Annotated in this window: 10 protein-coding genes; 9 read left to right on the forward strand and 1 reads right to left on the reverse strand. The window is 65.6% G+C overall.

Going from position 1 to position 12,573, the window contains the following annotated elements:
- Positions 1-112 precede the first annotated feature (112 nt).
- From EPO55_RS25445 to EPO55_RS25475, 7 genes are all read left to right on the forward strand, one after another.
- Positions 113-2,119, forward strand: a complete 2,007-nt coding sequence (locus EPO55_RS25445; RefSeq protein ID WP_296340358.1) for a propionyl-CoA synthetase — start codon at positions 113-115, stop codon at positions 2,117-2,119.
- A gap of 108 nt (positions 2,120-2,227) precedes the next feature.
- A complete protein-coding gene (locus tag EPO55_RS25450) occupies positions 2,228-3,742 on the forward strand; it encodes a 3-hydroxyacyl-CoA dehydrogenase (protein WP_296340359.1) in 1,515 nt (504 codons plus the stop codon).
- 12 nt (positions 3,743-3,754) lie between these two features.
- Positions 3,755-4,312, forward strand: a complete 558-nt coding sequence (locus EPO55_RS25455) for a hypothetical protein (RefSeq protein WP_296340360.1) — start codon at positions 3,755-3,757, stop codon at positions 4,310-4,312.
- 122 nt (positions 4,313-4,434) lie between these two features.
- Positions 4,435-5,574, forward strand: coding sequence for an acyl-CoA dehydrogenase family protein (locus EPO55_RS25460; RefSeq protein WP_296340361.1), 1,140 nt, complete (start codon positions 4,435-4,437; stop codon positions 5,572-5,574).
- Between the two features lie 102 nt (positions 5,575-5,676).
- Positions 5,677-6,888 carry an acetyl-CoA C-acetyltransferase gene (locus EPO55_RS25465; RefSeq protein ID WP_296340362.1) on the forward strand — a complete coding sequence of 404 codons (1,212 nt, stop codon included), beginning with the start codon at positions 5,677-5,679 and terminating at the stop codon, positions 6,886-6,888.
- Positions 6,889-6,900: 12 nt separating this feature from the next.
- Complete coding sequence (locus EPO55_RS25470; RefSeq protein WP_296340363.1) at positions 6,901-9,150, forward strand: 3-hydroxyacyl-CoA dehydrogenase NAD-binding domain-containing protein; 2,250 nt, start codon at positions 6,901-6,903, stop codon at positions 9,148-9,150.
- A gap of 207 nt (positions 9,151-9,357) precedes the next feature.
- Positions 9,358-10,146, forward strand: a complete 789-nt coding sequence (locus EPO55_RS25475; RefSeq protein ID WP_296340365.1) for a fumarylacetoacetate hydrolase family protein — start codon at positions 9,358-9,360, stop codon at positions 10,144-10,146.
- Here EPO55_RS25475 and EPO55_RS25480 read toward each other — a convergent pair.
- The gene (locus tag EPO55_RS25480) at positions 10,078-10,914 is read right to left on the reverse strand and encodes a hypothetical protein (RefSeq protein ID WP_296340366.1); all 837 of its coding nucleotides are present in this window, start codon (positions 10,912-10,914) and stop codon (positions 10,078-10,080) included. The genes EPO55_RS25475 and EPO55_RS25480 overlap by 69 nt on opposite strands.
- A 456-nt stretch (positions 10,915-11,370) precedes the next feature.
- Here EPO55_RS25480 and EPO55_RS25485 point away from each other — a divergent pair, with 456 nt between their 5' ends.
- Together EPO55_RS25485 and EPO55_RS25490 are read left to right on the forward strand one after the other, a co-directional pair.
- Positions 11,371-12,354 (forward strand): ABC transporter substrate-binding protein, encoded by a 984-nt coding sequence (locus tag EPO55_RS25485; protein ID WP_296340368.1) that lies wholly within the window; start codon positions 11,371-11,373, stop codon positions 12,352-12,354.
- Positions 12,351-12,494, forward strand: coding sequence for a hypothetical protein (locus EPO55_RS25490; protein ID WP_296340370.1), 144 nt, complete (start codon positions 12,351-12,353; stop codon positions 12,492-12,494). Before EPO55_RS25485 ends, EPO55_RS25490 begins: the two co-directional genes overlap by 4 nt.
- The last annotated feature ends 79 nt before the right edge of the window (positions 12,495-12,573 follow it).

Consider the following 12,573-nt stretch of genomic DNA (forward strand, 5'->3'; position numbering starts at 1 on the left):
GCGCTTCGCCGGCTTAGCCTTTGCAGACTTTGTCTTTACTGACTTGGCTTTCGCGGCTCTGGTCGGCGGACGTTTGCCCTTGCCGGTTCCTTTCCTGGATTTGCCCTTGGCCATGCTTGCTTCCCGTTGGTGCTCTTGTCAGTTTGCCAATCCTAGCGCATCAACCGGCCAAGCGACAGAAACTGCGGAGGAAACCATGGCCTTGGGGGACAAGTATCGGGCGCTGCATGCGCGCTCGCTGGCCGATCCCGAAGGGTTCTGGGCCGAGCAGGCCCAGGCGATCGACTGGACCAAGCGCTGGGACAAGGTGCTCGATGCCGCCAATCCGCCCTTCTATCGCTGGTTCGTGGGCAGCGAACTGAACGCCTGCCACAATGCGCTCGACCGCCACGTGGACGGCGGCCAAGGAAACAACAGGGCCGACCAGACGGCGCTGATCTACGATTCGCCCGTCACCAACACCAAGAAGAGTTTCACCTATCGCGAACTGCGCGACCAGGTGGCGCGGATCGCCGGCATGATCGCTGCCCAAGGCGTGATGAAAGGCGACCGCGTCATCCTCTACATGCCGATGGTGCCTGAAGCGGTGATGGCGATGCTCGCCTGTGCGCGGCTGGGCGCGGTGCACTCGGTGGTGTTCGGCGGCTTCGCGGCCAAGGAACTTTCGAGCCGCATCGACGATTGCGCGCCCAAGCTGATCCTGACGGCCTCGTGCGGCATCGAGCCCACGCGCATTGTCCAGTACAAGCCGCTGATCGACCAGGCGATCGAACAAGCCAGACACAAGGTGCCGCGAGTCATTCTCCTGCAGCGGCCACAGTGCGAAGCCACGATGGTGAAGGGCCGCGACCTCGACTGGAACGAAGCGCTGGCGGCGGCCAGGCCGGCGCCCTGCGTGCCGGTGAAGGCGACGGATCCGCTCTACATCCTTTATACGTCCGGCACGACGGGGCAGCCCAAGGGCGTGGTGCGCGATACCGGCGGCTACTGCGTGGCCTTGGCCTGGTCGATGAAGAACCTCTACGGCGTAAATCCCGGCGAGGTCTACTGGTGCGCCTCGGACGTGGGCTGGGTGGTGGGCCACAGCTACATCGTCTACGGGCCGCTGATCCACGGCGCGACCACCATCCTCTACGAAGGCAAGCCGGTGGGCACGCCCGATGCCGGCGCCTTCTGGCGCGTGATCTCCGAGCACAAGGCGATGGCGCTGTTCACCGCGCCCACGGCGTTCCGCGCCATCAAGCGCGAGGATCCCGACGGCAAGCTCTTGAAGAGCTACGACCTGTCGAAGTTCCGCACGCTCTTCCTGGCGGGCGAGCGCGGCGATCCGCCGACCGTCGACTGGGCGCAGAAGCTTTTGGGCGTACCGGTGGTCGATCACTGGTGGCAGACCGAGACCGGCTGGGCGATCTGCGGCAACTTCCAGGGCCTCGAGCCGATGCCGGTGAAGCTGGGCTCGTGCTCGGTGCCGGCGCCGGGCTGGCATCTCGACGTGCTGGACGAGAACGGCCAGAAGATGACGAAGCCGGGTGAGGTGGGCGCGCTTGCGGGCAAGCTGCCGCTGCCGCCCGGCACCTTCCCGACCCTGTGGAATGCCGACGACCGCTATAAGCAGAGTTATATGAGCGAGTTCCCCGGCTACTACAAAACCGGCGACGCGGGCTTCATCGATGCCGACGGCTATGTCTCGGTGATGACCAGGGTCGACGACGTGATTAACGTCGCGGGTCATCGCCTGTCCACCGGCCAGATCGAGGAAGTGCTGGGCGCGCACAATGACGTCGCCGAATGCGCGGTGATCGGCGTCGCCGATGAACTGAAGGGGCAGGTGCCGCTCGGCTTCCTTGTACTGAAGGCGGGCGTCAACCGGCCACCGACAGAGATCACGAACGAAGTCGTCCAGATGGTCCGCGACCGTATCGGCCCCGTCGCCTTCTTCAAGAGCGCGCTGGTCGTGCAGCGCCTGCCCAAGACGCGCTCGGGCAAGATCCTGCGCGGCACCATGCAGAAGATGGCCGACAGCCAACCCTGGACCCTGCCGGCCACCATAGAAGATCCGGCCGTGCTCGACGAAATCAACGACGGCTTGAAGGTTGCGGGGTTCGCGACGAAGGGATGATTGTCGTCCTGAGCGAAGCGAAGGACCTAGCATCTCAACAAGGAATTTCGGTGAGGGTGACGCCAGATCCTTCGCTGCGCTCAGGATGACAGTTTTGTTGGAGGACATATGACTTTGGACATCAACCGCCCCGATCTCACCGTGGGCGTCGTGGGAACCGGCGCCATGGGCCGTGGCATCGCGCAGGTGACGGCGCAGGGCGGGATGAAGGCAATCATGTTCGATGCCGCGCCCGGCGGGGCGGCGAAGGCCAAGGCTGCGATCCTGGAGACGCTGAAGGGGCTGGTCGCCAAGGGAAGGCTGACGGACGCCGATCTCGCCAAGGTAGACGCCAATCTCGGGATCGCCGAGAGCATGGCCGACCTCAAGCCGTGCCATGTCGTCGTGGAAGCGGTGTTCGAGAGCCTCGAAGTGAAGCAGAAACTGTTCGGTGAACTTGAGGCCGTGCTGGCGCCCGACGCGATCCTGGCGTCGAACACATCGTCGATCCGCATCGCGTCGATCGCGCGCGCCTTGAAGAATCGCGACCGTGTCTGCGGCATGCATTATTTCAATCCCGTGCCCTTGATGAAACTGGTCGAGGTCATCCGCGCCGCCGACACCTCGCAGGCCACGGTCGATGCCATGGTGGCGCTCGGCAAGCGCCAGACCCGCGTGCCGGTGGTGGTGGGCGACACGCCGGGCTTCCTGGTCAATCTCGGCGGCACCGCGATCGGCACCGAGGGCTTGCGCATCTATCAGGAGGGACGGGCGAGCCCGAGCCAGGTCGACGCCGTGATGCGTGACAGTTGCGGCTTCCGCATGGGGCCGTTCGAGCTGATGGACCTCACCGGCATCGACGTGAACTTCCCGGCGCGCAAGATCATCTACGAGGGCTTCTTCCACGACCGGCGCATGACGCCCAGCCCCTATCACGAGAGCCTTTATGCAGCGGGCCGCCTCGGCCGCAAGACCGGCGGCGGCTGGTACAGCTACGATGCCAAGGGTGCCAAGGTCGATCCCGGCGCCGACCACCCGACCTCGACTGTGCCCGCGACCAGTGTCGTCATCATGGACACGCACAACAAGAAGCTGGTGGGCCTGATCGCTTCCGACGGCGCCAAGATGCTGGGCGCCGACGACGGCAAGAGCCCGATCCTGGTGGCGCCCATCGGCAAGGATTGCACCACGACGGCGATCGAGCTCGGCCTCGATCCCAAGCGCACCATCGCGGTCGATCTCACCGGCGATACGGCCAAGCGCCTCACGGTGATGACCGCGCCCGGCGCCGACGTGGGCGTGCGCGACGCCGCCGTTGCGCTGCTCGCCAAGTCCGGCGCCAAGATCACGGTGATCAAGGACTCGCCCGGCTTCATCGCCCAGCGCATGTGCGCCATGATCGCCAACCTCGGCTGCGAGATGGCGATGATCGGCATCGCCTCGGCCGCCGACGTCGACACCGCCATGACCTTGGGCCTCAACTATCCGCGCGGACCTTTGGCGCTGGCCGACTGGCTGGGCGTCAAGGCGTGCCACGAGATCCTGGTCCAGATGCAGGCCATTACCGGCGACGACCGCTACCGGCCGAGCCAGTGGCTGCGCCGCCGCGCGATGCTGGGCATGAGTGCGACGACGGTGGAGTAGGGGCGACTCACGATGGCAACCCGGTTCTTGTCGTCGACGATCGCGTTTGCCGCGTTGCTCTGTCTTGGAGCGGTCGCACACGCGCAGCTCAAGGACGAGAACCTGCTGGTGGCCATGCCGGCCGGTTTCAAAGTCGGTTATCAAGGATCGGCCAACGGCATCCTCATGCAGGAATGGATTCCGCCGAACGAGACGGTGGAGGCCTGGTCCGAGATGGTGACGGTGCAGGTCTTTCTGAACCGCAAGGACCTCGATCCGGTGCAGTTCCTGGCGACGATGGAGAAACAATGGGCGGGCGCCTGCAAGGGCAGCAACGCGACGCCGGCGATGACCGGCCAAGCGAACGGCTATCCCTCGGCGACGATGTTGCTGCGGTGTCCGTTGCTTGCCGCGTCGGGAAAGCCCGAGACGACGATGCTGAAGGCGATCAAGGGCAACGACAGCTTCTATCTCGTGCAACGCGCGGTCCGTAGCCTCCCAACTCCGGCACAGCTCGAACGGACGAAGCAGTATCTCGACGGTGTCAGCGTCTGCGACACCCGCCGGCCGGCAAATCCCTGCAAAATGTGAGGCACGGCCGAGGTTGACGTTTACGTAAAGGTAAACTACCTACCCTGTGCTGGCGGACCAACCGCCGGCGGCCCACAGTCCCCATAAGAAGACTGACCATCGATCGTTGGAGGACGACGCTAGTGACTGCTTTGGCCGCGCATATCACGCCCGAACACGAGATGTTCCGCGACACCTGCCGGCGGTTCTTCGAAAAGGAAGTCACGCCCTTCCATATGAAGTGGGAGGAAGAAGGCATCGTGCCGCGCGAGTTGTGGCGCAAGGCAGGCGAGCAGGGGCTTTTGGGCATGACCATGCCCGAGGCATACGGCGGCGCCGGCGGCGATTTCCTCTACAGCGCCATCATGATCGAGGAGCAGGGCCGCGCGCTCGCCTCGGGTCCCGCCTTCTCGCTGCACAACGACATCGTCGTGCCCTACCTGCTCCACTACGGCACCGAGGAGCAGAAGAAGAAGTGGATTCCCAAGGCCTGCTCGGGCGAGTTGGTGACGGCCATCGCCATGACCGAGCCGGGCACGGGCTCGGACCTGCAGTCGGTCAAGACCACCGCGGTGATGGACGGCAACCACTGGGTCATCAACGGTTCCAAGACCTTCATCTCCAACGGCCAGCTCGCCGACCTCGTCATCGTGGTGGCCAAGACCGATCCCAAGCTGGGCGCGAAGGGCACGTCGCTGATCGCCGTTGAGACCACGGCCGAGGGTTTCAAGCGCGGCCGCAATCTCGAGAAGATCGGCATGAAGGCGCAGGACACGTCGGAGCTGTTCTTCCAGGACGTGCGCGTGCCGGCCGATCACTTGCTGGGCGGGCCGGGCATGGGCTTCGTGCAACTGATGCAGCAACTGCCGCAGGAGCGGCTGGTCATCGCCATCCAGGCCATCGCCGCCATTGAGGCCGCGATGACGCACACCATCGCCTACGTGAAAGAGCGCAAGGCCTTCGGCAAGCAGATCATCGATTTCCAGAACACCCGCTTCAAGCTGGCGGAACTCAAGACCAAGGCCCACATCGCCCGCGTGTTCATCGACGACTGCATCGCGCGGCACCTGAAGGGCGAGCTCGATGTCGCCACCGCCGCCATGGCCAAATACTGGACCACCGACCTGCAGTGCGAGGTCGTGGACGAGTGCCTGCAGTTCCACGGCGGCTACGGCTACATGTGGGAATTCCCGATCGCGCGCCTCTACGCCGACGCACGCGTGCAGAAGATCTACGGCGGCACCAACGAGATCATGAAAGAGCTGATTGGGCGAACATTGTAACGCGCAACCCAAGGATCCCTCGGCCGATGGCCTCGGGATGACAACAATGGTGTCATCCCGAGCGAAGCGAGGGATCTTTTTCAGAGTTGAAGGAGACCTGTCATGACCGACGCCTATATTTTCGACGCCGTCCGTACGCCGCGCGGCAAGGGCCGCAAGGACGGCGCGCTGCATGAAGTGACGCCGGTGCGCCTGGCCGTCACCGCCCTGCAGGCGATCCGCGACCGCAACAAGCTCGACACCCACCTGGTCGACGATATCGTGCTGGGCTGCGTCATGCCGATCGGCGAGCAGGGCGCCGACATCGCGCGCACCGCCTCGGTGATGGCGGGCTACGCCGAGACCGTGTCGGGCGTGCAGGTCAACCGCTTCTGCGCCTCGGGCCTCGAAGCCACCAACATCGCGGCGGCCCAGGTCATGTCGGGCCAGGCGCAGGCCATGATCGGCGGCGGCGTCGAATCGATGTCGCGGGTGCCGATGGGCTCCGACGGCGGCGCCTGGGCGATCGATCCGGCGGTGGCGATCCCGATGTACTTCGTGCCGCAGGGCGTGTCGGCCGACCTGATCGCCACCAAATACGGCATCAGCCGCGACGACGTCGACGCCTATGCCGTCGAATCGCAGAAGCGCGCCAAGGCCGCCTGGGACAAGGGCTACTTCAAGAAGTCGATCATCCCGGTCAAGGACCAGAACGGCGTCGAACTGCTGGCGCACGACGAATACATGCGGCCCAGCACGACCATGCAGACACTGGCGGCGCTGGAGCCCAGCTTCAAGATGCAGGGCGAGGTCATGCCGGGCTTCGACGCGGTGGCGCAGCAGCGCTATCCCGAGGTTGAGAAGCTGATCCACATCCATCACGCCGGCAATTCGTCGGGCATCGTCGACGGCGCCGCCGCCATCCTGGTCGGCAGCAAGGAGTTTGGCGAGAAGGCCGGCCTCAAGGCGCGTGCCCGCATCCGCTCCTTCGCCTCGATCGGTTCGGAGCCGGCGATCATGCTGACCGGCCCGGCGCCGGCCTCGGAGAAGGCGCTGAAGCGCGCCGGCATGAACGTTTCGGACATCGACCTGTTCGAGCTGAACGAGGCCTTCGCCGCCGTCGTGCTGCGCTACATGCAGATCCTGAAGATGCCGCACGACAAGATGAACGTGAATGGCGGCTCGATCGCCATGGGCCATCCGCTGGGCGCCACCGGCGCCATGATCCTGGGCACGCTGCTCGACGAGTTGGAGCGGCGCAACCTCTCGACCGGCCTCGCCACGCTCTGCGTCGGCGGCGGCATGGGCACCGCCACCATCATCGAGCGCGTCTGAGGAATACCGATCATGATCAACTACAACGTCGACTCTGACGGCATCGCCACCATCACCTGGGACATGCCGAACCGCAGCATGAACGTGCTGAACGAAGCTTCCATGACCGCCTACGCCGGCGCGCTCGAGACGGCGATGAAGGATGCCAAGGTCAAGGGCATCATCATCACCTCGGCCAAGGACTCCTTCATCGCCGGCGCCGACCTCGAGATGATCCTGGGCCTCGACACGTCGGATGCGTCGAAGCTGATGGAGCAGTTCAGCACATTGCAGAAGCTGTTCCGCAGCCAGGAGACCGGCGGCAAGCCGGTGGTGGCCGCGATCAACGGCACGGCGCTGGGCGGCGGCTTCGAGATGTGCCTCGCCAGCCACTACCGTATTGCGGCGGCCAATCCCAAGACCAAGGTCGGCCAGCCCGAAGTCAAGATCGGCCTGCTGCCGGGCGGCGGCGGCACGCAGCGCATCCCGCGCCTGATCGGCGTGCAGAACGCAGCGCCCATCCTGCTCGAGGGCAAGGACCTCACGGTCGATGCCGCCAAGGGGCTCGGCCTCATCCACGAGGTCGTGCCGGCGGGTGAACTGCTGGCCAAGGCCAAGGCGTGGCTGATGGCGCCGGCCACCGAACAGGTCGTGCCGGAATTCGGCGGCAAGGGCGCCAAGGCGATCGACGGCCGCGCCGTGCAGCCGTGGGACCGCAAGGGCTTCAAGGTGCCGGGCTTCCCCGGCGGCCAGGTGTGGAGCCCGCCGGGCGTCATGACCTTCATCGGCGGCAGCGCCATGATCCGCGGCAAGACCAACGGCGTCTATCCGGCGCCCAAGGCGATCATGAGCTGCGTCTTCGAGGGGCTGCAGCTGCCGTTCGACTCGGGCCTGCGTGTCGAGACGCGCTATTTCGTGTCGCTGCTGCGCGATCCCGTCGCCAAGAGCATGATCCGCACGCTGTTCTTCGGCCTGCAGGAAGCCAACAAGCTGGTGCGCCGGCCGAAGGGCGTGCCCAAGCAGGAGTACAAGAAGATCGGCGTGCTGGGCGCCGGCCTGATGGGCGCCGGCATCGCCGCCGTATCGGTGCAGGCCGGCCTCGACATCGTGCTGGTCGACCGCGACCAGGCCGCGGCCGACAAGGGCAAGGCGCACATCGCGGCCGAGCTCGACAAGCTGGTGAAGCGTGGACGCCTCGACCAGGCCAAGCGCGATGCCATGCTGGCGAAGGTGACGGCGACTCCGGACTTCGGCGCGCTGAAGGATTGCCAGATCGTGATCGAGGCGGTGTTCGAGAACCGCGAGGTCAAGGCGGAAGCCACCAAGAAGGCCGAAGCGTCGCTGCCGGCCGAGGCGGTGTTCGCCTCCAACACCTCGACGCTCCCGATCAGCGGCCTGGCCGAAGCCTCGTCGCGGCCGCAGAACTTCATCGGGCTCCATTTCTTCTCGCCGGTCGAGAAGATGCCGCTGGTCGAGATCATCGTCGGCAAGAAGACCTCGCCGGAGACGCTCGCCCGCGCCATGGACCTGGTGCAGAAGATCCGCAAGACGCCGATCGTGGTCAACGACAGCCGCGGCTTCTTCACCTCCCGCGTCTGCGGCGCCTTCATCAGCGAGGGCCATCGCATGCTGAAGGAGGGCATTCCGGCCGCCATGATCGAGAACTGCGCGCGCTACGCCGGCATGCCGGTGGGCCCGCTGTCGCTCAACGACGAGGTCGCGATCGACTTGAGCTGGAAGATCATGGACCAGGCCCGCAAGGACGCCGCGGCCTCGGGCCAGAAGTACGAGCCCAGCGGCACCGAGGACGTGCTCGAGCTGATGCACACCAAGCTCGAGCGCTACGGCCGCAAGAACGGCAAGGGCTTCTATGAATATCCGGCCGACGGCAAGAAGCGCCTGTGGCCGGAACTGGCGACGTACTTCCCGGCCGATCCCAAGCTGCTCTACGGCGAGGGCGAGGAGAAGCGCGCCAAGGAAGACGAGATCAAGAAGCGCCTGCTCTACGTGCAGTCGGTCGACACCGTGCGCTGCCTCGAATCGAAGGTGCTGACCGATCCGCAGGACGGCGACGTGGGCTCGATCATGGGCCTCGGTTTCGCACCACAGACCGGCGGCGCCGTCAGCCTGATCGACCAGGTGGGCGTCAAGAAGTTCGTCGCCGAATGCGACGCCTTCGCCAAGAAGTACGGCAACCAGTTCGAGGTGCCGAAGCTCCTGCGCGACATGGCCGCCAAGGGCGAGAGCTTCTACGGCAAGTACCACGCCGCGAAAGCGGCGTAGCTCAAGATCTCCTCTCCCGTCATCGGGGGAGGTGGCGGCCTCATAGGCCGACGGAGGGGTCAAGGCCCCACCATGATTCATGACCCCTCCGTCGTCGTAAGACGCCGACACCTCCCCTTGCCCTGCAAGGGGAGGAGGAGTGAGAGCTTTGAGCCGGAGCCCTAGCGAAGTACAAAGAGCACAACGCTGTACCGAGGGAGAAACGCCGTGGACGCCAAGGAAATCGCCGCACTGGCCGAGAAGATCGCCGAGGGCCGGCGCTCGAAGAAGCCGATGGACATCATCCAGGCCACGGCCAGCCTCTCGGAGGCCGACGCCTACAAGGTGCAGTTCGCCGTCCACGATCTTTTCGCCGGCACAGGTGACAAGTTTGCCGGCTGGAAGGTGGCGCTCACCCTGCCGCAGCAATACGAGCCGCTGAAGCTCTCGGGCCCGGTCTTTGCCGGCGTCTATCAGAGCGGCCTCTGCCAGAGCGGCGCCGTGTTCGAGAAGGGATGGCCGCTCAAGCCCGGCATCGAGCCCGAACTGGTGGCCCGCATTTCGAAGGATGCGCCGGCCGGCGGCTCGCCCCATACCGCCGACAGCATCCGCGCCCATGTCGGCAACCTCTATTGCGGCATGGAGCTTGTCGACAACCGCTACGTCGACGTCACCAAGATGACCGGGCCCGCGCGCATCGCCGACAACGTGCTGCAGGCGGCGCTGGTGACGGGCACCGAGATCAAGGACTGGCAGAATCTCGACTTCGCCAACCTGCAAGGCCGCTCGACGCTCGACGGCAAGGAACTGGCCGCGGGGCCCGGCAGCGCCGTCATGGGCGGCGCGCTGATCTCGCTCGCCTGGCTCGCCAACGCCCTCAACAAGCACGGCCGGCATCTCAAGGCGGGCGACCTCGTGCTCACCGGGTCGGTCCATCCGCCGGCGTTCCTACCGGGGACGGGTGTCGCCAAGACCGAATTCATCGGCGTCGGAAGCACGGAAATCACCATCAAGTAGCGGGCCGGGCGACTCGGCGGACTCTTCTCCTCCCCCGTCTCGGGGGAGGTGGCCCGCAGGGCCGGAGGGGGTCATGCGAGCCTCCACGACCCGTGGAGGTGCGATGTCGCTCGGAACGGACACCAAGCCGTTGATCCAGCTCGCGTATTCCGCGGCCGCGGCATCCTCCTCGTGCGCGGCAAAAGCGGGCGTTTTTGAAATCCCCTTCGCCTCGCGCCTTGCCTCGATCTCCATCTTCTTCAGCCGGATCTCGTGCGCGCGCTGCTCCTGCCGCTCCGCGCGCGCCTCGGCCCGGGCGCGCTGGCCGTCTTCCAGCTTCAGCAGGAACATCAGCGCGCGGTCGTCGTGGATCACCTGCTCGCCGATCTGCTTGCCGCGAAAGAAGAAGGGCCGCGTGCGCGGCTCGCCGGCCCGCAGTTTCAGGTCGTCGGCGTTCTGCCGGTGGCGCTCCTCGACGATCGTGGCGAGGCGCTCGGCGAACTTCGGATACTTGATCCGCCAGCGCCGCGCCGTGCTCTCGTCGATGCCGACGCGGGCCGCCGCCTCGCGCAGCGTGTTGCAGCGGCGCGCCTGGTTGAGATAGCGCACGCGCAGGCGCCAGCCGCGCTGGGGCGGCAGGGCCCGCTTCGAGGACGGGCCGTCGAGCAGTGCGCGCTCGATTGCCTTGGGCGCGTTCTCGATGCGCGCTGCACTCTCCCGCGCCTCCTGGGCCTCGCGCTGCTCCCGGGTTTCCTCGCGCGCCTTCGCCTCCAACTGCGCCAGGCTCATGCCGCGCATATGGGCGGGTGGATGAAAATTCTTTCCGTGGATCCGCATGTGATAGGCCGCCTCGGTCCAGCTGAGTCCGTCGACCGGTAGCGCCTCGTGGGTCGCAACCGGGGCGCCAAATGGACGGTTCTGATCGTAAAAGGACATTGTTTTCCTCCTATTCCTTGGCCTTTTAAGGCCGAAAATCCTTCCTGAGCGGATATATAGGGGAGGATAGGATAGGAGTCAAGAGCCGGACTGGCTAGAGGCAGCTAGATCATCGAAATCTCCGACGGGCACAGAGAATTTTAGGCTGTCCTGGGGCGTCCCATCGGAGGCTCCAGAGATGGCCGCGCTATTCGTACGCTGCGTGACGACTATGAGTAGACTGGGCCGGAAATTCAGCAAGTCATGCTAAGCGTTGCGGCGCGTCTCACGATTTAATTTCGTCTGGTCCAGCACGTAGCGGAGTGAAGAATGAAGCGGCGGGAGTCCATCATATTGCTGGCGACGGCGGCCGCCGCCCATCCGCTCGCCGCCAGGGCGCAGCCTGCCGGCCCCACCCGGCACATCGTCGTGCTTATGGGTAACGTCGAAGGCGATCCGCTCACGCAAGGCCGCCTCAAGTCGTTCCGCGATGCCCTCAGACAGCTGAATTGGATCGAGGGCAACAACCTGCGCATCGATTTCCGCTGGGGTGGCGGCGACCCGGCGCGCATCCGCGCTCAGGCGGCCGAGGCCGTGGGCCTCGCGCCCGATGCAATCTTCACCACCAACACCCCGCCGACGCGGGCGCTGCAACAGGCGACACGGACCATCCCCATTGTCTTCGCCGGCGTCTCTGACCCAGTGAGCGACGGCTTCGTCGCCAGCCTGTCCAAGCCGGGCGGCAACCTCACCGGCTTCAGCAATATGGACGCCGCCATGGCCGGCAAGTGGATGCAATTCCTGAAGGAGATCACGCCGGGCGTGAAGCGCATCGCCGTGCTCTACAATCCCGACACCGCGCCGCATTCGGTCTTCCTGCCGGCACTCGACGCCGCAGCGCCGCCGCTCGGCGTGACGCTGGTTCGCGCAACGGTGCGCGAGCCGGGCGGGATCGATGGCGTCGTTGCGGGCCTTGCCGGCGATGCGAGCCTTGTCGTCATGCCCGATGTCTTCACGTTTCTCAACCGTGCCGCGATCATCGCCGCCGCCGCGCGGCACCGGGTGCCGGCCGTCTATCCCTTCGCCTACTTCGCCATTGAGGGCGGGCTGATTGCCTACGGCCCCGACAGCGGCGACCAGTTCCGGCGCGCCGCCGCTTATGTCGACCGCATTCTCAAGGGTGCCAAACCGGCCGACCTCCCGGTGCAGGCGCCGGCCAAGTTCGACTTCGTCGTCAACCAGAAGACTGCCCGCGCGCAGGGCATCGTTATGCCGCCGTCGATCATCGCCAGCGCCGATGAGGTGATCGAATGAAGCGGCGCGAGAGCGTCGCACTCGCTGCCAGCGCGGCGGCCGGATGGCCGCTCGTGCATCCGCCGGCGTTCCTGCCGGGCACCGGTGCCGCCAAGACCGAGTTCATCGGTCTCGGAAGCACGGAAATCACGATCAAGTAGAGCGACGAGGCGGGCCGCACCAAGGCCGATCCAAGGTTCGGCTTGCCTTGCCCATGGAAAGAACATACAGTGAACATTC

Source organism: Reyranella sp. (assembly GCF_004296935.1).
Classification (GTDB): Bacteria; Pseudomonadota; Alphaproteobacteria; order Reyranellales; family Reyranellaceae; genus Reyranella.

Excerpts from the sequence above, each read along its gene's own strand:
- EPO55_RS25490 (WP_296340370.1), top strand. The coding sequence starts at position 12,351 with ATGAAGCGGCGCGAGAGCGTCGCACTCGCTGCCAGCGCGGCGGCCGGA.
- EPO55_RS25465 (WP_296340362.1), top strand. The coding sequence starts at position 5,677 with ATGACCGACGCCTATATTTTCGACGCCGTCCGTACGCCGCGCGGCAAG.
- EPO55_RS25450 (WP_296340359.1), top strand. The coding sequence starts at position 2,228 with ATGACTTTGGACATCAACCGCCCCGATCTCACCGTGGGCGTCGTGGGA.
- EPO55_RS25480 (WP_296340366.1), bottom strand. The coding sequence starts at position 10,914 with ATGAGCCTGGCGCAGTTGGAGGCGAAGGCGCGCGAGGAAACCCGGGAG.
- EPO55_RS25470 (WP_296340363.1), top strand. The coding sequence starts at position 6,901 with ATGATCAACTACAACGTCGACTCTGACGGCATCGCCACCATCACCTGG.
- EPO55_RS25485 (WP_296340368.1), top strand. The coding sequence starts at position 11,371 with ATGAAGCGGCGGGAGTCCATCATATTGCTGGCGACGGCGGCCGCCGCC.
- EPO55_RS25445 (WP_296340358.1), top strand. The coding sequence starts at position 113 with ATGCTTGCTTCCCGTTGGTGCTCTTGTCAGTTTGCCAATCCTAGCGCA.
- EPO55_RS25455 (WP_296340360.1), top strand. The coding sequence starts at position 3,755 with ATGGCAACCCGGTTCTTGTCGTCGACGATCGCGTTTGCCGCGTTGCTC.